The organism is Agrobacterium sp. ST15.16.055 (assembly GCF_027956555.1).
GTDB classification, from domain to species: Bacteria; Pseudomonadota; Alphaproteobacteria; order Rhizobiales; family Rhizobiaceae; genus Agrobacterium; species Agrobacterium salinitolerans.
Window position 1 is genome coordinate 227,028 of sequence record NZ_JAQKGN010000004.1, and the last position, 20,012, is coordinate 247,039.

The 20,012-nt window shown below is 58.8% G+C and carries 18 protein-coding genes and 1 pseudogene; 11 read left to right on the plus strand and 8 right to left on the minus strand.

Annotated elements, in window-relative coordinates; genetic code table 11:
* Positions 1–27: 27 nt before the first annotated feature.
* From PL599_RS09170 to PL599_RS09195, 6 genes and pseudogenes are all read right to left on the minus strand, one after another.
* The gene (locus PL599_RS09170; RefSeq protein WP_271359027.1) at positions 28–3,975 is read right to left on the minus strand and encodes an AHH domain-containing protein; all 3,948 of its coding nucleotides are present in this window, start codon (positions 3,973–3,975) and stop codon (positions 28–30) included.
* Between the two features lie 43 nt (positions 3,976–4,018).
* On the minus strand, positions 4,019–4,663 hold the full coding sequence (locus tag PL599_RS09175) for a DUF1629 domain-containing protein (protein ID WP_269833811.1): 645 nt from the start codon (positions 4,661–4,663) through the stop codon (positions 4,019–4,021).
* Between the two features lie 621 nt (positions 4,664–5,284).
* A pseudogene (locus PL599_RS09180) lies at positions 5,285–6,016 on the minus strand (TIM barrel protein).
* Positions 6,017–6,160: 144 nt separating this feature from the next.
* Positions 6,161–7,366, minus strand: coding sequence for a 3-oxoadipyl-CoA thiolase (pcaF, locus tag PL599_RS09185; protein ID WP_271359028.1), 1,206 nt, complete (start codon positions 7,364–7,366; stop codon positions 6,161–6,163).
* Between the two features lie 10 nt (positions 7,367–7,376).
* Positions 7,377–8,072, minus strand: coding sequence for a CoA transferase subunit B (locus PL599_RS09190; protein WP_142913091.1), 696 nt, complete (start codon positions 8,070–8,072; stop codon positions 7,377–7,379).
* A complete protein-coding gene (locus tag PL599_RS09195; RefSeq protein ID WP_077984019.1) occupies positions 8,069–8,776 on the minus strand; it encodes a 3-oxoacid CoA-transferase subunit A in 708 nt (235 codons plus the stop codon). Before PL599_RS09195 ends, PL599_RS09190 begins: the two co-directional genes overlap by 4 nt.
* 139 nt (positions 8,777–8,915) lie before the next feature.
* Here PL599_RS09195 and PL599_RS09200 point away from each other — a divergent pair, with 139 nt between their 5' ends.
* Positions 8,916–9,677, plus strand: coding sequence for an IclR family transcriptional regulator (locus PL599_RS09200; RefSeq protein WP_077984020.1), 762 nt, complete (start codon positions 8,916–8,918; stop codon positions 9,675–9,677).
* On the opposite strand, the gene PL599_RS09205 is transcribed toward PL599_RS09200, so the two are convergent.
* On the minus strand, positions 9,647–10,570 hold the full coding sequence (locus PL599_RS09205; RefSeq protein WP_271359029.1) for a helix-turn-helix domain-containing protein: 924 nt from the start codon (positions 10,568–10,570) through the stop codon (positions 9,647–9,649). The two genes, PL599_RS09200 and PL599_RS09205, sit on opposite strands and share 31 nt — an antisense overlap.
* A 117-nt stretch (positions 10,571–10,687) precedes the next feature.
* Between PL599_RS09205 and pobA the strand changes: the two genes are divergently transcribed.
* Entirely contained in the window at positions 10,688–11,860 is a 1,173-nt protein-coding gene (gene pobA / locus PL599_RS09210) for a 4-hydroxybenzoate 3-monooxygenase (RefSeq protein WP_271359030.1), read from the plus strand.
* Here pobA and pcaQ read toward each other — a convergent pair.
* Positions 11,854–12,798 (minus strand): pca operon transcription factor PcaQ, encoded by a 945-nt coding sequence (gene pcaQ / locus PL599_RS09215; protein WP_271359031.1) that lies wholly within the window; start codon positions 12,796–12,798, stop codon positions 11,854–11,856. The genes pobA and pcaQ overlap by 7 nt on opposite strands.
* 94 nt (positions 12,799–12,892) lie before the next feature.
* Here pcaQ and pcaD point away from each other — a divergent pair, with 94 nt between their 5' ends.
* The 9 genes from pcaD (at position 12,893) to PL599_RS09260 (ending at position 19,970) form a co-directional block, all read left to right on the plus strand.
* On the plus strand, positions 12,893–13,690 hold the full coding sequence (pcaD, locus tag PL599_RS09220) for a 3-oxoadipate enol-lactonase (RefSeq protein WP_271359032.1): 798 nt from the start codon (positions 12,893–12,895) through the stop codon (positions 13,688–13,690).
* 3 nt (positions 13,691–13,693) lie between these two features.
* Entirely contained in the window at positions 13,694–14,128 is a 435-nt protein-coding gene (pcaC, locus tag PL599_RS09225) for a 4-carboxymuconolactone decarboxylase (protein ID WP_271359033.1), read from the plus strand.
* Complete coding sequence (pcaH, locus tag PL599_RS09230) at positions 14,125–14,865, plus strand: protocatechuate 3,4-dioxygenase subunit beta (protein ID WP_077984025.1); 741 nt, start codon at positions 14,125–14,127, stop codon at positions 14,863–14,865. The genes pcaC and pcaH overlap by 4 nt, the downstream gene beginning before the upstream one ends.
* 2 nt (positions 14,866–14,867) lie before the next feature.
* Positions 14,868–15,488: a protocatechuate 3,4-dioxygenase subunit alpha gene (gene pcaG, locus PL599_RS09235; RefSeq protein WP_271359034.1), complete on the plus strand. Its 621-nt coding sequence runs from the start codon at positions 14,868–14,870 to the stop codon at positions 15,486–15,488.
* A 68-nt stretch (positions 15,489–15,556) separates the two neighbouring features.
* Positions 15,557–16,618, plus strand: coding sequence for a 3-carboxy-cis,cis-muconate cycloisomerase (locus PL599_RS09240; RefSeq protein ID WP_142913102.1), 1,062 nt, complete (start codon positions 15,557–15,559; stop codon positions 16,616–16,618).
* A gap of 368 nt (positions 16,619–16,986) precedes the next feature.
* Positions 16,987–17,655 (plus strand): amino acid ABC transporter permease, encoded by a 669-nt coding sequence (locus tag PL599_RS09245; RefSeq protein ID WP_269833810.1) that lies wholly within the window; start codon positions 16,987–16,989, stop codon positions 17,653–17,655.
* 10 nt (positions 17,656–17,665) lie between these two features.
* A complete protein-coding gene (locus tag PL599_RS09250; protein WP_142913105.1) occupies positions 17,666–18,316 on the plus strand; it encodes an amino acid ABC transporter permease in 651 nt (216 codons plus the stop codon).
* Between the two features lie 39 nt (positions 18,317–18,355).
* Positions 18,356–19,195, plus strand: coding sequence for a transporter substrate-binding domain-containing protein (locus tag PL599_RS09255; RefSeq protein ID WP_142913107.1), 840 nt, complete (start codon positions 18,356–18,358; stop codon positions 19,193–19,195).
* A gap of 13 nt (positions 19,196–19,208) precedes the next feature.
* Entirely contained in the window at positions 19,209–19,970 is a 762-nt protein-coding gene (locus PL599_RS09260) for an amino acid ABC transporter ATP-binding protein (RefSeq protein WP_077984031.1), read from the plus strand.
* Positions 19,971–20,012: the final 42 nt, after the last annotated feature.

Below are 20,012 nucleotides of genomic sequence, written 5' to 3' on the forward strand. Positions count from 1 at the left end.
CGACATTTCCGAGAACCTGGCAACGCGTTATGGCTGAGGCCTGTAAGCGAGCGCTACGTCTCCGACCAGAATAGACGTTCCGTCTATCCTCTTGGCGGAACTCGTTCCCGTGATCATGGAACCGTCCGGGAACAATTTTACGCCTTCTCCTCTCGGCATAAGGTCGATGAAAGCGATACCTTCGGCCTCCAATGTACTCAGTTCGCCCTCGTCCGAGGAACCGTTCTGGTTAAAATCCTGCCAGATGCGGAACTCACTCCACCGAGCATCGCGATTATCGAGAATATCGTCCTGGTTTGTGTCGAACGCGAAACGCAGGCCTTCAAGATCGGTGACAGGGCGGCCGGTGTCATCTATGCCCTGAGCTTTGAGTTCGGCTACTCGCTCTTCTTCGGATTTCCAGAGTGAGAAAGCAATTTCTTGTGGTCGATTGATTTTACCGTCAGGCTCAGCTGTTTTATTCTGGCCGAGATCGATAACGAGCAGACCGTCATTCGAGCCAATCCACGCCGTACCGTCGCGAAGACCGTCACCGTTCCAATCGAAAGCAGAGGAAACGGCGTCTAAACCCTCAGTAGTTGGAAGCGTAACTAAGTCCAACCGTCCGTCGCTATTTAGATCAAAAACAACCGGTGCGCCGAAAAAGCCCGAGCGGCCTCCAGGACGAGGTGAGGTCGGTCGGTATGGCGGCGGAGTAAATGGGCGTGGCGTAGGAACAGGACCAGGACGAGGCTGCGGAACTGGAATTATGGGGGAAGCCCCAAAGCTCCTAGAGCTTGAAGGCAAATTTGAAAACGTTCCCTGCCTTCTCATAGTCTCGAAAAGAGCGTTTTCGCTTTCGCGCTGGAGCCTCTCTCGCTCAGCATCCCGGCGCGCTTGATCGGCTGCGGCCTGTTGGCGACGCTGTTCCGCTTCACGCTGCTGTTGCAAGTTCCATTGGCGCTGCCGCTCGTCCCTCTCCCGTCGGCTTTGTTCTTCTTGCCTCATGCGTTCATTATATCGCTGAAGCTGTAACTCCTGAGCCTTCCGGGCTTCCTCCGAAGCGATCCTGGCACGTTCCGCTTCGGCCTTTGCCGCCGCCTGTCGCTCCACCTCAGCCTTTGCAGCCGCCTGTCGCTCTGCCTCAGCCTTCACAGCCGCCTGTCGCTCCGCCTCAGCCTTCGCAGCTGCCTGCCGCTCTGCCTCAGCCTTTGCAGCTGCCTGCCGTTCTGCCTCAGCCTTTGCAGCTGCCTGCCGCTCTGCCTCAGCCTTCACAGCCGCCTGTCGATCTGCCTCAGCCTTCACAGCCGCCTGTCGCTCTGCCTCAGCCTTCAAAGCCGCCTGTCGCTCTGCCTCAGCCTTCACAGCCGCCTGCCGCTCCGCCTCAGCCTTCGCAGTCGCCTGTCGCTCCGCCTCAGCCTTCGCAGCTGCCTGTCGCTCCGCCTCAGCCTTTGCAGCTGCCTGCCGTTCTGCCTCAGCCTTCGCAGCCGCCTGTCGCTCTGCCTCAGCTTTCACAGCCGCCTGTCGCTCCGCCTCAGCCTTCGCAGCTGCCTGTCGCTCTGCCTCAACCTTCACAGCTGCCTGCCGCTCTGCCTCAGCCTTTGCCGCCGCCGCTTTGGCTGCAGCGGTTTGACTGTCAGTATCCGTCTGCGCCCTAGCTATTTTTTCCGTCAAAGCTGAAGTAAAGGCGTCTATGTCGCTGGAGAGATTGTCGTTAGCGTCATTGAGAGCCTGCAAATCTTGAAGAAACGTCGTTATATCTAAATCTGCTTCCGCACTCCCAACATCCCGTTCACCGGGAGCTGCTGCACGTTCACGTCCAGCTTGCGCCATCTCCCTTCTTAATTCAGCAAGGTCTTTACTCCAATCGTCCGTTGACTTGACGTTATTCGATCTAGTATCGCCCAAGGCTGCGGGTCCGGGCATCTGTTGTGGGACATTGGCCGAACCAACCATCGGAAGCTGAAAGTTTTCCTCCCTCTTCAGCTCCGCTTCCGCGTATTTTAGCTTTTCATCAGCCTCGTTCATCAAGTTGGTTGCTTGCTGAAACGTCTGGTCAGCCAGGCTATATTGTGATTGCAATCGGTCCCGCTCAGCTCTCGCCCCAGCCGTAATCGAACGCAGTCGCTCAAGATTAAACTTATCTTCTACAGTGGCAATTCGGGTTCTGTAGGTGTATTTGCCGTTGGCGTCCCTTACCCGTATAATAAGAGAACTCATTTCGCGTTCACTCACCTGCAGAGCCTGTTGAGTGCGATCGAAATATTCGGTTGCCGCCTGTAAACGTTGTGACGCGGTTCTTTGGTTTGCCTCAGCTTTACCAAACTGTTGGCGGGCACGTGCCTGATTTGCCAGCCTGATCAAAACCTCCTTCTTTTGGCTGACGATTTGAGAATCCAATGTCAGATTCATAGAAGCAATATAAAACTGCTCCCGTACAACCTCGCCCTGTGGACTGAACGATCTTTCTATACGGTTGCCATCTGGATCATAGGATTTTTCTGTGGTCGATCCATCCGCACTAAATACAACTTCGCCCGTCTTTTTTCCGAGATTATTATGGAAGACAGAAGACACGGGCTTGCCGGTTTCGATTTCATTTATTGATTCGATTTTGCCGCTGCCGCTATTGATAATTGTGGTGGCGTAACGCCCACCCCGAATAGCGGTCACACTGGCACCCGCTTCGTTTTCAGGTTCTATCGCCTGATTTGCGCGAACGTCCCTTATCACGCTTTCTATCAAAGCCTCAGCAGAGGCATCCGGCTGCTGAAGGCGCCGTTCTTTATATTCCGAATTTAACTCGCGAATGAGTTTGTCGGCTATATCCTTGGGCATGCCACTTGCGATCAGACCGCGATAATATTTGCCGGACGGTTGCAGCAATGGCGTGTCGACGCCTGCTTCCTGGGTGCCCGCCTGGAGAAGTGAAACGACATCGTCAGCAGCCTTCCAAAGCGCATCGACGGCCGCATCACCTAAAATCGCGCCGCTGACTCCGCCGACAAGAGCGCCTACAACGGAAGTTGCAAGTGCGGCGGGTCCACCTGCAGCGCCTAGAGCAGCACCGACCGCCGCACCTATCGCTGCCCCTTCCATGCCAAGATAGATTCTGCCTGCAAGGCGGGCCATTATATTCCCAGCGCCGGCTTTATCGCCTTTATCGACTGCATTCGCAGCTTCCGCAGTACTTGTGGTGATGTCGTAGAACAGGCCGGCAACACCGAGAATTTTCAGACCCGTGAAAACCATGGGCATTTGAATGCTTGAGACTGTGGCTTTCCCGCTGAGGATTTCGTTTAAGAGCTGGGCTTCCCAAGTGCCATCGAGCTTCTGTGCGAAAGTCGGTGACACAACCAGACGACCGGATTGCCGCGCTTTCGCTACAGCCAGTCCCAATTCTAATTTGGCTACCTCCGCCGCGCCTTTAGCGCCTTTATAGCCGGTCTGCTCAATTGCTTCGAGAGCCGACTTAAGCTTAGCCTCAGATGCCGTGGCTGCATCCCAACCATTGAATTGCCCTTTATCAAACCTATCAATCTCGACGGGATGCTTACTTGCGTAGGATTTTGGGTCTTTATAGAAACTGTCGTTTATCGCACGCGTCACTTCCGCCAGATTCTCATCAGGAAAGTTAGTAAACAGGTCGCCGTTGATTATCGCTGACCGCATCGTATTGCGCAACGAACTCACTTCTCCAGCAACACGCAAGGCGGCCGATTTGTCACCTTTCATCGCCAATTGGCCATCGGGCGATTTTTCCAACTCCGCTAATTGAAACGCTAACCCATTGGAGTACTCTTTAATAGGCCCGCCTAGATGCGGAGACACGCCCATCTTAATTGCCACTGTACGTTCGCGCGGCAAGTTTATGAGGTTGGCCTGATCGCCCACCTTAAAAAGTCCTAGTTCAATTAGCGCCTCCAACAAAGCGCTCTTGCCCACCGCTTGTTGCTCTATAATATGGTGACTTTGAAACGCAGGAATATCGACCACTAAAATAGCTCCAGCTGAAGTAAATTTTTAATAAAAAATCATTCTAAAGATTTAATGCGTCTAAAAAACAAATACCATTAATGTTTTTTACAGCTTTAAAAGCAACATATAATGCATCGTCACAAATTGGATCTGCCGCAAGTCGTGGCTGAACAAAAACATGAGCGTCGCCAACTACATCTTCGCGGAAATAAATGCTCGCGCCGCCTGCGACGCTGTAAATCTCTTCATCTTCACCAGTCTGATGGTTTCGATAAATTTTAATGCGCATGTCTGAAGCTTCTTTGTCCAATGCATCAATTGATCTGACAACATCACACAAGAAGTGCTTCGGCCCAATCGATCCGTCAGCAAGCGTGTAGTCGCATTCTGCGAAAGCAAACGCCGCTGCGTCGATGGATTCAAAAATGTTCTTCAGTCGCTCGGACACGAACCAGTATCCGCTTAGCGTCCCCTCCAGATCACGTGGGGGTCTCCCCTTCTTCTTGTCGTAGGCAATGTGCGGCCTCTCATTTAATTTTGGGAAGCCGCCGCCGTCAGGACGAAGGATCAGGCGGGGTGGCGTCAACAGTTTCTCTTTGTTGACAAAAACAAGACCATGACCTGGACCTCCACCGGTTATGTCCGGGCCAAATACATAAAATTTTCTCTCGCCGCTGTGGCGGTGGGGTGCTCTCGCGTCGTTCACAATCAACTCCGGAATTATATCGTCTATAATATCTACGTCGCCATACGAGCCTCGGTCCAACAAAATAATCAAGCGCCGTGGGCCGCCCTCGTGTGAAGGACAAACCAACCTCCAGATGACTCGCAGAGAACGCGCCAAGCTTACAAATCATGCTTTTAAGCCAAACACATCAGGCGTCGCCACTCCAGCTCCAAGCTCAAGTGGCCTCCTTTCAGACTCCAAAATGGCATGTCAAACATCACTTCCTTACAGTCTAACACCCAACTCAACTTGGATACCATTTCAAGCTTTAAGCAATAAATTTGTCAACTACAAAACAGTTTAAATGCAGTTTTAAATATTAACAATATCAAGCCGTACATAATAGTTGCTATGAACGAGCTATATTAAGATTTATTAAGAAAACATATAACCATTCACAAAATCACGCTGGAATTTCTAGAGCATGGCGAACACGCGATCATTATGTAACAATCGCGACGACGAAACACGCAAAAGTCAATATCAGTTCGGCAATGTCTTTTATGGGATCTTTACGGAGATGCGTCGAACGTTCCTCTCCGCTCCTCACATTTTACCATCGAGCGCACCGCCCGCGGCAAACCACGGGCGGCAAGGCGTTCAGAGCGCGTGCACCTCGGTTGCGAAGGGTTCGAAACTGTAAGGTCCCTTGTAACCGGCCGCCTCCAGCCTCCTGATCTAGGCAATATTTTCCAGCCTGTCGCCTCCATCCACCAGAATGCGGTGGGCGTCCAGCATGTCGGCGACGGAGACGCCGGGGTCGATCACGCCGGAAATATGCACGAGGCCGGTACGTTCGGGGAAGAACTCCGTCTCGCCTGCGAGATGGTGGTGGAAGGTGTCGTGCACCAGCCTGTAGACATCGCCGCCGCCTGCCGCATCGATGGCCCTGATGGCTTCGGCCTTGGTGCGCATCGAAGAGATCGGGAAACCGAGCGGCTCGACGAAACCAATCAGGTCACGTTCCTTAAGGATCGGTTTCATGGCCTTCAACGCCGCCACGAGATCGTCGAAGGAAACCACTGTACCGTCGTTAAGCGGGCACATGACCAGCGCTTTCGCGCCGCTTGCCGCCGCATAATCGGCCATGGCGACGGCCCGCGCAGGCAGGTCGCCCGACCAGACGTTGAAGGGATAAAGCGCATTGATCGAGATGATCGTCACGCCGGCCTTTTCGGCCGCCGCCTTCACGGCCGCCGGCTCCACCGTGCCGACGATATCAGGCAGGTCGTTGCGGATTTCGACTTCGGTAAGGCCGAGTTCGCGGGCCGTCGCAAAGAACGCCTCAAGGGAGAGCTTCGGCGCGGTGATGTGGTTGATGGCAAAACGCATGTAGACCTCTTGGCACACGATGTCACAACCCTATGGCCGATCCCGCGGCCAGTCCAGCGCCAGCTTGCCCGCGCAGGCATGTTCTGTGCCCGCGCCAAAACGCAAGCACAGAGGATCAGAATGGACCTAAGCTAGAGCGAAAGGTCAGACCCGTTCCAGTGCCACGGCAATACCCTGCCCGACGCCGATGCACATCGTGGCCAACGCCTTGGATTTACCGGTCAGCGACAGTTCCAGAGCCGCCGTGCCGGCAATACGCGCACCCGACATGCCGAGCGGATGTCCAAGCGCGATCGCCCCGCCGTTCGGGTTCGCACGCGGATCGTCATCGGCGATCCCGAGCAGGCGGAGCGTTGCCAGGCCCTGGGAGGCAAAGGCTTCGTTGAGTTCGACAACGTCGAGATCGGCGGCCGTCCAGCCGATGCGGGCCAGAAGCTTTTGGGATGCCGGCGCGGGGCCAATGCCCATGATGCGCGGCGGAACGCCGGCAGCGGCGCCACCGAGGATACGGGCGATGGGAGTGAGGCCATATTTCTTTGCAGCCTCGGCTGACGCGATGATGAGTGCGGCAGCACCGTCATTGACGCCAGACGCATTGCCTGCCGTCACGGTCGCACCATCGCGTTTGTTAACCGGCTTCAGCTTCGCCAGCGCTTCAAGGCTAGTGGCCCGAGGATGCTCATCCTTCGATACCACCAGCGGATCGCCCTTGCGCTGCGGGATGGTCACGGACACGATTTCCCTGTCGAGGCGACCATTGGCCTGCGCGTCAGCCGCCTTCTGCTGGCTGCGAACGGCAAAGGCGTCCTGATCTTCTCGGGAGACCTGATAGTCAATGGCGACGTTATCGCCGGTTTCCGGCATGGAATCGACGCCATATTGCGCCTTCATCAGCGGGTTTACGAAACGCCAGCCGATGGTGGTGTCGTAGATTTCGGCATTGCGCGAAAAGGCGCTCTCCGCCTTGGGCAGCACGAAGGGCGCGCGGCTCATGCTTTCCACGCCGCCGGCGATCATCAATTCCGCCTCGCCTGATTTCACGGCGCGGGCGGCTGTGATGAGGGCATCCATGCCCGAGCCGCACAGCCGGTTAATCGTCGTTCCGGTCACCGACACCGGAAGGCCGGCGAGCAGCAGCGACATGCGTGCGACGTTGCGGTTATCCTCTCCCGCCTGGTTGGCGCAGCCGAAGATCACATCTTCGACCGCTTCCCAGTCGACGGACGGGTTGCGCTCGACAAGCGCCTTCAGCGGCACCGCGCCGAGATCGTCGGCCCGCACCGAAGAAAGCGCGCCGCCGAAGCGGCCGATGGGCGTGCGGATATAGTCGCAGATGAATGCATCGGTCATCAGTTCTTCCTCAAAGTTCCGGGGCGACGAGATCGGCGACCTCGCCATCGACCGCCAAAGGCGCGCCGGTCATGGCCTGCAATTCATCGAAGGTCATCGCCGGCAGTTTTTCACGCAGCACGAAACGGCCGTCCACCACATCGATCACCGCATGGCTGGTATAAATGCGGGTGATGCAGCCGACGCCAGTCAGCGGGAAGCTGCATTTTTCAACGAGCTTCGGCTCGCCGTTCTTGGTCACATGTTCGGTGATGACGAAGACCTGCTTGGCGCCATGCACCAGATCCATCGCGCCGCCGACGGCCGGCACGCCCTTGGAGCCGACGCGCCAATTGGCGAGATCACCATTCTGCGCCACCTGATAGGCCCCGAGGATCGCCACATCCAGATGCCCGCCGCGCACCATGGCGAAGCTGTCGGCATGGTGGAAGAATGCCGCGCCCGGCTTCAGCGTCACGGCTTTCTTGCCGGCATTGATGAGGTTCCAGTCCTCTTCGCCTTCCGGCGGCGCCTCGCCGAAATTCAGGATGCCGTTTTCGGTATGGAAAATCGCCTGACGGCCGGGCGGCTGGTAACGCGCCACCATTTCGGGAAAGCCAATACCGAGATTGACATAAGCGCCGTCCTCGATGTCCTGCGCCGCGCGCCAGGCGATCTGGGCGTTGGAAAGCTTGATGTCTTCGCGGGTGTCGATGGTCGTGGTCATGCGTAGGCTACTCCGGCGCGAATGAGGACTTCTTCCTGTTGCGGATCGGGGATTTCGACGATGCCGTTCACGAAAATGCCTGGTGTGACGACATGCTCCGGATCGATCTCGCCGGCTTTGACGATCTTCGAGACCTGCGCGATGGTGGTCTTTGCCGCCATGCACATTAGCGGGTTAAAATTGCGGCCCGCCTTATTGTAGGTGAGGTTGCCATAGGTATCGCCAAGCTCCGCCTTAACGATGGCGAAATCCGCCTTCAGCCATCGCTCCTGCACGTATGAGCGACCGTCGAATTCCGCGATGACCTTGCCTTGCGCCAGTTCCGTGCCAAAGCCGGTCGGGGTGTAGAACGCCGGAATGCCAGCGCCGCCAGCGCGAATGCGCTCGGCAAGCGTGCCCTGCGGCACCAGTTCCAGCTCGATTTCGCCAGCCAGATACCGGTCGGTGAAAGCGCGCGGATCGGACGAGCGCGGGAAGGAGCAGATCATCTTTTTGACCATGCCGGCATCGATCATTGCGGCGATGCCGATGCGGCCATTGCCGGCATTGTTGTTGATGACCGTCAGGTTCTTTGGGCCCTTGTCGATCAGTGCGTGGATCAGTTCGATAGGCGCGCCGGAGCCGCCGAAACCGCCGATCATGATCGTCGCACCATCGCCGATGCCGGCAAGCGCCTCTTTAGCGCTCTTAATTGTCTTGTCCATTCTCAAAACCTCCATCCAGCCGAGCGGATGGAACCCGCAAGGCTGCCTGACCGTGAGGTAAATCCGAAACCACCTCGACGGCAAGGATTTTGTGCGTTATATGATTTTTGTTCGTATATCGCACAAACGGAGCTAGGACATGGCCGTCAGCGAAAGAGACATGATGGGTGGTCTTGCCAAGGGATTGCGGGTGATCGAGGCCTTCAGCGCCGAACGGCCGCGCCTGTCGATCTCTGACGCCGCCGAGATCGCCGGGCTGGACCGAGCCACGACGCGGCGTTGTTTGCTGACTCTTTCGGAGCTTGGCTATGCGGCCTATGACGGCAAGTTCTTCACCGTGACGCCGAAAGTCCTGCGGCTCGGCACCGGCTGTTTGGCCACCATGCCGCTTCCGAAGATCGTCCAGCCGCTGCTCGACCGATTGTCGGAGGAGATCGGCCAGAGCACCTCCGTTTCCATCCTGGACGAGACCGAAATCGTTTATGTGGCGCGTGCCGCTCAGCAGCGGGTGATGTCGATCGCGCTGATGCCGGGGTCGCGCCTGCCGGCCTATTGCACCTCCATGGGCCGGGTTCTGCTTTCGGCGCAGATGGCCGAGCGGCAGCGCGCCATTCTCGAGGCCTCCAGGCGGGTGGCACGCACGGAAAAGACGATCACCAGGTTGGACGCACTGCTCGCGGAAATCGAGGTCACCGGCCATCGCGGCTATGCGCTGATCGATCAGGAGGTCGAGATCGGCCTTCGCTCCATCGCCGTTCCGCTGAAAAGCGTGCGCGGCCAGACGGTTGCCGCCCTTAATGTCGGGCTTGCCGCCTCGGTCGCCTCGATGGAGGATCTGGTGGAGCGATATCTACCCGCCCTACTTGCCGTTCAGCGCGAACTGGCAAGAATGCTGGTCTGAAGCGGCACCTGCCGCGCGCCGGAATCCCCCATTTTCCGCTTCTCCGCCAGCCGCCAGGCACGCGGGGTCATGCCGGTCTCGCGCTTGAAGAACCGGTTGAAATAGGCCGGATCGGCAAAACCCAGCCCCTCGGCGATCATCTGCACGCTCGAAACGGTAAAGATCAGTTCCTGCTGGGCGATCTCGATCTGGCGTTTGGCGATCAGCCGCTGCAGGCTGAGGCCGGAAACGGAACGGACGAGGCGATTGAGATGCGTCTCGGAAAGACCGAGCTTTTGCGCATAAAACTCCGCTTTCTGCGGATCGCGAATATGGCGTGCAATCAGTGACAACAAAAGTTCGAAACGCTGTTCCGCCAGACCTTCGCCGGTTCCCTCAAGCAGAGGCCGCGCCGCCCGCGCCAGAAGCCCCGTCACGATGGCCAACTGACCTTCGATAATGGCATCCCGGCCCGTTTCACGGGTTTCATATTCGACGGAAATCTGTTCGAACCCGCTGCGCAGGCGTTCGCCATCGGCAAAATCCCGCAACGGCAACAGGACAGGCCGGTGGAAATTCCGCAGCAACAGCGCCTGCACCGATGCCGGCAGGGCGCCCGGCAGCACGGTAACGATCACCCCGCCGATATCGCGCGAAAACCGGAAGCCGTGTTCGAAACCCGGTGGCACGACAATGGCGACCGGCGGGCGGATCGCTTCGGTGTGACCATCCAGCAGGGCATCGCCCTCACCGCCCCAAATGTACAAGATTTGTTGAAAGGCCGCGTGGCGGTGCAGGCCGATTTCAAAGCGGTGCAGGCTGCTTCTGGAAAAAAGCGTCTCGCAATGGAAGCGGAAATCAGTGCCTTGCACCGCCTCTTCGCCATACAAACCTTCGCTTGCAGCAAGCCGCATGTTCCTTCGCTCCTCTTCACAATGGTCGGATTGTGCAATTTGCCGATCAGAAAGTCCATTGAGCTTGCAGCATCCCTTGGTCAATTTCTTGATAGGAGACAAGTTCGGGAGGAAACAATGCGCACCCAGGTCGTCATCATCGGCTCCGGCCCCTCGGGGCTTCTGCTTGGCCAGCTTCTGGCCAGAGAAGGCGTCGAGACCGTCATTCTCGACCGGGTCAGCAAGGAGTACATTCTCGGCCGTGTCCGCGCCGGCGTGCTGGAAGAAGGCACGGTGCAACTCATGGAAAAGGTCGGCGCGGATAAGCGCCTGCACCGGGAAGGCCTCCCGCATGACGGTTTTTCGCTGACCTTCGGCGGCCGCGACCACCGCATCGATCTCTTCGACCTGACCGGCGGCAAACGCGTCATGGTTTATGGCCAGACCGAGGTGACCCATGACCTGATGGATAGACGCGAAGCGGCAAATCTTGTGACCATCTACGACGCCGGCAATGTCGAACCGCATGATTTCGATGGCGCAAGCCCCTATGTCACCTATCAGAAGGACGGCGTAACCCACCGTATCGATTGCGATTTCATCGCCGGTTGCGACGGCTTTCACGGGGTGAGCCGCAAATCGGTGCCGCAGGGGGCGATCAAGGAATTCGAGAAGGTCTATCCTTTTGGTTGGCTCGGCATTCTCGCTGACGTGCCGCCGGTCAATCACGAACTCATCTATGCCAACCATCCGCGTGGTTTTGCGCTCTGTTCCATGCGCTCAAACACGCGCAGCCGTTATTACATTCAATGTTCGCTGGAGGACCGACCGGAAGACTGGAGCGACCAGCGCTTCTTCGACGAAATCCGCCGCCGCCTGCCGGAAAACCATGCGGATGCCATGGTCACCGGCCCGTCCTTTGAAAAATCCATCGCGCCGCTCCGGTCATTCGTCTGTGAACCGATGCGGTTCGGAAGGATGTTTCTGGCCGGAGACGCCGCCCATATCGTGCCGCCGACGGGCGCCAAGGGCCTTAACCTTGCCGCCAGCGATGTTCATTATCTGAGCGAGGCGCTGATCGAATTTTATCGCGAGAAGTCCGAGGCCGGCATCGACGGCTATTCGCAGAAAGCGCTTTCCCGCGTCTGGAAGGCGGTGCGCTTTTCCTGGTGGATGACAACAATGATGCACCGCTTCCCCGATACCGGAGATTTTGGCCAGCGCATACAGGAGGCGGAGCTGGATTACCTGGTGCAATCGCGCGCCGCTTCCACCGCGCTTGCGGAGAATTATGTGGGGCTTCCTTACTGAGAGACAGCCTCCGGCCGACCATCCAGCAACTCGCCCGCCGCCTCGCGGATGGCCTGCATCAACAACGACAGCGGCAGCGTGGGCTGCGTATCGGCCCTCACCGTCAGCCCCACCGGGCCACTGGTATCGCCGGTCTCGACGGGCAGGATTGCGAGAATACCATCCGCCACATCGGCCGCCACCACGCCTTCCGAGATGATCCAGATCGCATCGCTGGTGCGCAGGAAGGCGCGGCCGAAGGCGTCGGACACGGTTTCGATGCGGATCGGCAGGGCCGGCACGCCGTTGGCGATCAGGAACTGATCGACGACTGGGCCGATGACTGATTGGCGTGTCGGCATCAACACCGGATATTCATGCAGGTGATCGAACACGGAAAGGCCGGGTAAGAGCAGCGGATGGCCGGCGCGCACCACGAAGCGCACTTTTTCCGAATAGAGATGCTCGAAGGAAAAACCGGCCATTTTCTGCGGCGCGGCGAGACGCCCGACGACGAGATCGAGATCGCCGACACGCAGCTGCTCCAGCAGAACCGCATTTTCTCCCGTCACGATCTTCACCGGGCTGCCGGTCTTTTCCGCCAGAAATCCGGCCATCGCCTTCGGCATGATGCGAACAGACACCGTGGGCAGAGCGCCGACCCGCACCGGCGGACCGGCGCGCGCCGCCTCCTGCGATACCGAATCGACCGCCTGGCGCAACGCCGTCATCGTCGCGCCCGCGTGGCGCAGGAACACCTCGCCATAACGGCTGATGCGGATGCCGCGCCCCTCCCGGTCGAACAGCGAGACGCCGAGAATCTCTTCCAGTTCACGGATCGTCTTCGTTACCGCCGGTTGGCTGACATGCAGGATCTCCGCGGCCCGGATGACGCTTTTTTGCCGCGCCACCTCCACGAAAGTCTGCAGGTGGCGGAACTTGATACGCTGATCGACCATCGCTCATATAATCCAGTGGTTATGATTTTCATCGATAATGTCATTTTACTTAACCGGAACCCGCTTGCAATATCCCCGGCAGGAGGAGCACATCATGCATTTTCTGCGCTGCGGCGAGACGGTGATCCATTATCACGTCAAGGGATTGGACACAGGCAAGCCGGTCGTCGCCTTCATCAATTCGCTCGGCACGGATTTCCGCATCTGGGATGCGGTGATTGAAGCGCTTGGCGATGATTATGCCTATGTGCTGCACGACAAGCGCGGCCATGGGCTTTCCGATGTCGGGCAGCCGCCCTATTCCATCGACGATCACGCCGGCGATCTGATCGCACTCCTCGATCATCTTGGCGTGAAGAGCGCGATCATCTGGGGCCTGTCGGTCGGCGGCCTGATTGCGCAGGGGCTTTATGCCCGCCGTCCCGATCTGGTGCGCGCGCTCATACTCAGCAACACCGCACACAAGATCGGCACGGCCGAGATGTGGAACGCCCGCGTCGACAAGATCGCCGCAGACGGCCTCGTCTCGCTGGTCGATCCCGTCATGGAGCGTTGGTTTACACCCGCCTTCCGTCAGCCTGACAACGCCGTCTATGCCGGCGCGCGCAATATGCTTTCGCAACAGCCGGAGGCCGGTTACAGCGGCACGTGTGCGGCCATCCGCGATGCGGATTTTACCGAAGAGGCCGGGCGCATCGCCGTGCCGACGCTTTGTGTCGCGGGCGATCAGGATGGCTCTACCCCGCCGGAACTGGTGCAATCGCTGGCCGGTCTCATTCCCGCAAGCCGCTTCGTCACCATTGCCGGCTGCGGCCATATTCCCTGCCTCGAACAGCCGCTCGTTTACGCACAGGCGGCAGGCATTTTTCTCAATACCTTGCCGGAGCATTGACCGATGGCGGACCATATCGACAAGAACGCAAGATTTGAACAGGGCATGAAGACCCGCCGCTCCGTACTCGGCGACGCCCATGTGGACCGGGCGCAGACCCTGACGTCCGGTTTCGACCAGCCTTTCCAGCAGCTCATCACCGAAGCCGCCTGGGGAACGGTCTGGTCCGGCAACCACTGGACGAAGCGGGAGCGCTCGATGGTGACCATCGCCCTGCTCGCCGCCCTCGGGCAGGACGAGGAGCTGGCCATGCATGTGCGCGCCACCGCCAATACCGGCGCCACCGAAGCGGATATTCGCGAGGCACTGCTGCATGTGGCGATCTATGCCGGCGTGCCCGCCGCCAACCACGCCTTCAAGATCGCCAAGCTTGCCCTGGCCGGTATGAAGGCCGATAGTTCCGCTGATAATTCTGGCGATGGGGAGGAGACGAAATGAGCAACCAACCGCCCGAAACCGGGCCCTTCTTCGCGCGCAACCGCGATATTCATCCGCTCGCCTATGCGCCCGGCTACAAGACCTCGATCCTGCGCTCGCCGCAGCGCGCCCTGATTTCGCTTGAGGGCACCAAAAGCGAGATCACCGGCCCCGTTTTCGGCCATGGCATGCTCAACCCGCTGGATAACGACCTCATCCTCAACTATGCCCGCCCCGGCGAAATGCCTGTTGGCCCGCGCATTCTGGTCCACGGCCGGGTGCTGGACGAACGCGGCCGCGGCGTGGACGGCGCACTGGTGGAATTCTGGCAGGCCAATGCCGGCGGCCGTTACCGCCACAAAAAGGAAAGTTACCTCGCCGCCATCGATCCGAATTTTGGCGGCGTCGGCCGCACGATCACGGATGAAAACGGCTATTACTGGTTCAAGACCATCCAGCCCGGGGCTTATCCCTGGCCGAACGGCGTCAATGACTGGCGGCCGGCCCATATTCACTTCTCAGTCTTCGGCCACGGCTTTGCCCAGCGGCTGATTACCCAGATGTATTTCGAAGGCGATCCGCTGATCTGGAAATGTCCGATCGTGAAGACCATCCCCGATGAGGACGCGATCAAACGCCTGATCGCACCGCTGGACATGAATGCGACGCTGCCGATGGACATGCTCGCCTACAAGTTCGATATCGTCCTGCGTGGCCGCCGCTCGACCCTTTTCGAAAACCGCATGGAGGGAAACTGACCATGGTTCAGCCGCTCAGCTATCTCAAGGAAACCGCCTCGCAGACGGCAGGCCCTTACGTGCATATCGGCTGCACGCCGAATTTCGTCGGCATCGAGGGCGTGTTCGAGCGGGATCTCGGCTCCGGTCCGCTTTATAACGACAAGGCTCGCGGCGAACGCATCAGCGTGCGCGGCACTGTCTATGACGGTGCGGGAATGGCGCTGAAGGACGCGCTGATCGAAATCTGGCAGGCCGATTGCGACGGTTATTACAACAGCCCCAGCGAAACGCGGGGCAAGGCCGATCCGAATTTCATCGGCTGGGGCCGTTCGCCCGGCGACATGGATACGGGCGAATTCGTCTTCGAGACGATCAAGCCTGGTAACGTGCCCTTCCGCGATGGCCGGCCGATGGCGCCGCACATCACCTTCTGGATCGTCGCCCGCGGCATCAATATAGGCCTGCAGACCCGCATGTATTTCCCGGAAGAACAGGAGGCCAATGCCGCCGACCCGGTTCTTGCCCGCATCGAGCAAAAAAGCCGCATCGCCACGCTTGTCGCCAAAAAGGAAGAAGGCAACGTTTATCGCTTCGATATCCGTCTTCAGGGCGAAGGCGAAACCGTGTTTTTCGATATCTGACGCATATCGCGCTAAGGTGTGCAGCGGTTTTGCGACGACGATATGCGCAAAAGAAAGCGAGACGGAAGATGAGCCTTTCCCCCTTCGAGCATCCGTTTCTGTCAGGCCTCTTCGGCGACAGTGAAATCGTCGAGCTGTTTTCGGCAAGAGCGGATATCGACGCCATGGTCCGTTTCGAGACGGGGCTGGCGCAGGCGGAAGCACAGGCCGGCATTATCCCCGAGGAGGCGGCAGAAGAAATCGTTTCGCGGCTTTCGGACTTTGCCGCCGATATGACCGCGCTTCGCCATGGCGTCGCGAAGGACGGCGTCGTGGTTCCCGAACTCATCCGGCAGATGCGCGCGTCAGTCGGCGGCAAGGCGGCCGACAGGGTGCATTTCGGCGCCACCAGCCAGGATGTCATCGACACCAGCCTGATGCTGCGGCTGAAGGCTGCGGCGGAAATCATCACGGCCCGCCTCGGCCACCTCATCGATGCGCTGGGAGACCTTGCCTCCCGCGACGGCCGCAACCCGCTGACGGGCTATACCCGTATGCAGGCCGCCATCGGCATCACCGTCGCCGCCCGGGCGGCGAGCTGGACTGCGCCGCTCGAACGCCATCTGCTGCGGCTCGAAACATTCGCACAGAGCGGCTTCGTCCTGCAATTCGGCGGGGCTGCCGGCACGCTGGAAAAGCTTGGCGACAATGCCGCAGCGGTGCGTGCCGATCTCGCAAAACGGCTCGGCCTTGCCGACAGGCCGCAATGGCAGAGCCAGCGCGACGGCATCGTCGAATTCGCCAATCTGCTCTCGCTGATCACCGGCGCGCTCGGCAAGTTCGGGCAGGATATCGCGCTGATGGCCGAGCTCGGTGCGGAGATCCGCCTTTCCGGCGGCGGCGGCTCCTCGGCCATGCCGCACAAACAGAACCCGGTCAATGCCGAAACGCTGGTGGCACTGGCCCGCTTCAATGCCGTGCAAATCTCGGCGTTGCACCAGTCGCTTGTCCATGAACAGGAAAGGTCGGGCGCGGGCTGGATGCTGGAATGGATGACACTGCCACAAATGGTGACGGCAACAGGGGCGTCCCTGCTGATCGCCGAACGCCTCGCAGGACAGATAGACAGGCTGGGCGCGAAAGACGGCTAACCGGAACACCGTCGAGTTCTTGATTAAAATCAGCTTTCCCGGCACCTCCCGCCACCTCATTGGCGGCAGGATTTTCGCGCGTTGGAATCGCTTGGGTCTTTGCGCATTAGCCATTGATAACAAAAGATTTTCTTAAAAATATAGAATGTAGAAAAAACAGCTTTTTAGCTGCTTTTTGACCGGGTGTAGCGCTTGACATAAAAATGAACTAACTGGTACAAACAATCATGTTGAAGTCATGCCGCAGGTGAGGAAAAGAACCTTCTGGACATGGTCAGACGAATGGAGGGCTTTGGCGCCGTAAGGTTCCCAAAGCGATAAGGACACGGCGAAACGCCTGTCCGGACCCGAACGGGTTGGGAGGAAGAATGTCTTACAGTCTCGATTTTTCGGCGGTCATAGACCGCCTGCCCGAGCTGCTTTTAGCCTGTCTGGCGACGATCGGCCTTGCGATTGCCGGCATGTCGCTCGCCACCGTCATCGGCGTTCTGGGCGTCGTCGCCCGCCGCTCGCGCTTCAAGCTGCTGCGCGGCCTCGTCATCGGCTTTGTGGAAACCATTCGCAACACACCGTTTCTGGTGCAGATATTCTTCATCTTCTTCGCCCTGCCGCAGATTGGTATCAAGCTCAACCCGACGGTGACGGCCATCATCGCGCTGGCTCTCAACGGCGGCGCCTATGCGATAGAAATCATTCGTGGCGGCGTGGATTCCATTCCCAAGGGGCAGGTGGAGGCGGGGCTTGCGCTTGGCCTTCACCGCGCGCAAATCTTCCGGCACATCATCCTGAAGCCGGCGCTGCGGGCGGTCTATCCCTCGCTTACCAGCCAGTTCATCATGTTGACGCTGACCACCTCGGTCTGCACCTCGATCGCCGCTTACGAGCTGACCTCGGTGGCGCAGAAGATCGAGGCCGATACCTTCCGGTCCTTCGAGGTCTATTTCTCGATCACGCTGCTTTATCTCATCATTTCCTCGCTGATGATGGGCATTTTCTCGCTCATCTCCCGCACATCCTTCAGCTATCCGGTCAAGTGAGGAGAAGACAATGGCATCCATCGGTCCCAACGAATTCTTCTTCCTGCTGCAAGGCCTGAAATGGACGCTTGCGCTGACCATCATCGGTTTTATCGGCGGCGGCGTCTTCGGCCTTTGTGTGGCGCTTGCCCGCGTCGCGGACAGCCCGGCGATCCAGAGGGCGAGCACGGCATTCATCGCCGTTTTCCAGGGCACGCCGCTCCTGATGCAGCTTTTTGTGGTCTATTACGGCGTGGCGCTTGCGGGCCTCAATGTCGATGCCTGGGTTGCGGTCGCCATTGCTTTTACGCTGCATGCGAGCGCCTTCCTTGGCGAAATATGGCGCGGCGGCATCCAGGCGGTGCCGAAAGGCCAGACGGAGGCCGCCAATGCGCTCGGCCTGCACTATATCTCGCGCATGAAGGACGTAGTTCTGCCGCAGGCCTTCAAGATTTCGCTGCCCGCCACCATCGGTTTCCTCGTGCAGCTTATCAAGGGCACTTCGCTTGCGGCCATTGTTGGCTTCGTCGAATTGTCGCGCGCCGGCCAGATCGTCTCCAACCAGACGTTCCGCCCGCTCACCGTCTTCGCCATCGTCGGCATCATGTATTTCCTGATCTGCTGGCCGCTTTCCCTGTGGGGCGCCGGTGTTGAAAAGCGGCTGCAGGCCGCATCCCGTTAAGTCTCGAAAACTCATCAGCTTTGTAAGGAGGAGCAAAAGATGAAAACCACCAGCATGAAATTCTCTCGTCGCGCCCTGCTCGCGCTTGCCGCGGCAACGGTTGCCCTGCCCTTCATCGCACCGGTCGATGCTTTCGCCGGTACGGTGGAAGAGGCCAAGGCCAAGGGCAAGGTCGTCATCGGCATTCAGGGCGACAACTCACCGTGGGGCTTCGTTAATTCCAGCGGCGTGCAGGACGGCCTCGATGCCGATATCGGCAAGGCCTTTGCCGATTATCTCGGGGTCAAGGTTGAGTTCGTACCGCTCGCCGTGGCAAACCGCATTCCGGCCCTTCTGACCGGCAAGGTCGACCTGCTATTCGCAACCATGGGCATGACGGCCGAACGCGCCAAGACCATTCAATATTCTAAGCCCTATGCCGGCAACGTGCTCTCGGTCTATGGCCCGAAGGACAAGAAGATCGCCGGCTATGACGATCTGACGGGCATCGCCGTCGGCGTGCCGAAGTCGAGCGCCATGGACACCTCGATCACCGCAGGCGCCGGCTCCAAGGCCAATATCCTGCGCTTCGACGATGACGCCGCCAATATTCAGGCGCTGATTTCCGGCCAGGTCGAGGCCGTCGGCGGCAACCAGTTCTACGGCGACCGCCTGAACAAGGCTGCCGAAGGTAAATACGAACCGAAATTCGACCTGACGACGCTCTACAACGGCGCCGGCACCCGGCCCGGCGAAAAGGACTGGAACGAAACCGTCAACGCCTTCCTCGACAAGATCAAGTCCGACGGCCAGCTCGCCAAGATCTATGACAAGTGGATGAAGCGCGAAGTCCCGGCCTTCCCGGACAGCCTGCCCGACATCCCCTTCACCGTGAAGTAAGCAGGAGATTTCCATGCCGCAATCCGCCGCCGCACAGGTTCCGCTGATAGCCCTCGAAGGGGTTGGAAAGTGGTATGGAGCCTTTCATGCGCTTAAAGACGTCAACATGACGGTTCGCAAGGGCGAAAAAATCGTTCTTTGCGGGCCGTCCGGTTCGGGCAAATCCACGCTCATCCGCTGCATCAACCATCTGGAAGAAATCCAGGAGGGCAAGATCACGGTCGAGGGAACGATGCTGTCCGATTCCAGCCGGGCCATCGATGCGGTTCGCCGCGAAGTGGGCATGGTGTTCCAGAGCTTCAATCTCTTCCCGCACAAGACCATCATGGAAAACTGCACGCTCGCACCCATGCGGGTGAAGGGCCTGTCGAAAGCCGATGCGGAGGCGACGGCGCGCAAATATCTGGAGCGCGTGCGCATTCTCAACCAGGCAGACAAGTACCCGGCCCAGCTTTCCGGCGGCCAGCAACAGCGCGCGGCGATTGCCCGGGCGCTGTGCATGGAGCCGAAGGCGATGCTGTTCGATGAGCCGACCTCGGCTCTCGACCCTGAAATGGTGAAGGAAGTCCTCGACACCATGATCGGCCTTGCCCGTGACGGCATGACGATGATCTGCGTGACCCATGAAATGGGTTTCGCACGGCAGGTGGCCGACCGGGTGATCTTCATGTCGGAAGGCGAGATCATCGAGGAAGGCCCGCCGGAGGAATTCTTCCGCGATCCCAAGCAACAGCGCACGCGCACGTTCCTCGGTGAAATTCTCGCCCATCACTGAGGTTCGCGCGCTCTTAAGGCGGGCGGGGATAATCCCGCCTCT

What these genes read in the sequence shown, in the direction of transcription:
- pcaF (WP_271359028.1), bottom strand. Translation starts at nt 7,366, where the DNA reads ATGACCGATGCATTCATCTGCGACTATATCCGCACGCCCATCGGCCGC.
- PL599_RS09190 (WP_142913091.1), bottom strand. Translation starts at nt 8,072, where the DNA reads ATGACCACGACCATCGACACCCGCGAAGACATCAAGCTTTCCAACGCC.
- PL599_RS09195 (WP_077984019.1), bottom strand. Translation starts at nt 8,776, where the DNA reads ATGGACAAGACAATTAAGAGCGCTAAAGAGGCGCTTGCCGGCATCGGC.
- PL599_RS09200 (WP_077984020.1), top strand. Translation starts at nt 8,916, where the DNA reads ATGGCCGTCAGCGAAAGAGACATGATGGGTGGTCTTGCCAAGGGATTG.
- PL599_RS09205 (WP_271359029.1), bottom strand. Translation starts at nt 10,570, where the DNA reads ATGCGGCTTGCTGCAAGCGAAGGTTTGTATGGCGAAGAGGCGGTGCAA.
- pobA (WP_271359030.1), top strand. Translation starts at nt 10,688, where the DNA reads ATGCGCACCCAGGTCGTCATCATCGGCTCCGGCCCCTCGGGGCTTCTG.
- pcaQ (WP_271359031.1), bottom strand. Translation starts at nt 12,798, where the DNA reads ATGGTCGATCAGCGTATCAAGTTCCGCCACCTGCAGACTTTCGTGGAG.
- pcaD (WP_271359032.1), top strand. Translation starts at nt 12,893, where the DNA reads ATGCATTTTCTGCGCTGCGGCGAGACGGTGATCCATTATCACGTCAAG.
- pcaC (WP_271359033.1), top strand. Translation starts at nt 13,694, where the DNA reads ATGGCGGACCATATCGACAAGAACGCAAGATTTGAACAGGGCATGAAG.
- pcaH (WP_077984025.1), top strand. Translation starts at nt 14,125, where the DNA reads ATGAGCAACCAACCGCCCGAAACCGGGCCCTTCTTCGCGCGCAACCGC.
- pcaG (WP_271359034.1), top strand. Translation starts at nt 14,868, where the DNA reads ATGGTTCAGCCGCTCAGCTATCTCAAGGAAACCGCCTCGCAGACGGCA.
- PL599_RS09240 (WP_142913102.1), top strand. Translation starts at nt 15,557, where the DNA reads ATGAGCCTTTCCCCCTTCGAGCATCCGTTTCTGTCAGGCCTCTTCGGC.
- PL599_RS09245 (WP_269833810.1), top strand. Translation starts at nt 16,987, where the DNA reads ATGTCTTACAGTCTCGATTTTTCGGCGGTCATAGACCGCCTGCCCGAG.
- PL599_RS09250 (WP_142913105.1), top strand. Translation starts at nt 17,666, where the DNA reads ATGGCATCCATCGGTCCCAACGAATTCTTCTTCCTGCTGCAAGGCCTG.
- PL599_RS09255 (WP_142913107.1), top strand. Translation starts at nt 18,356, where the DNA reads ATGAAAACCACCAGCATGAAATTCTCTCGTCGCGCCCTGCTCGCGCTT.
- PL599_RS09260 (WP_077984031.1), top strand. Translation starts at nt 19,209, where the DNA reads ATGCCGCAATCCGCCGCCGCACAGGTTCCGCTGATAGCCCTCGAAGGG.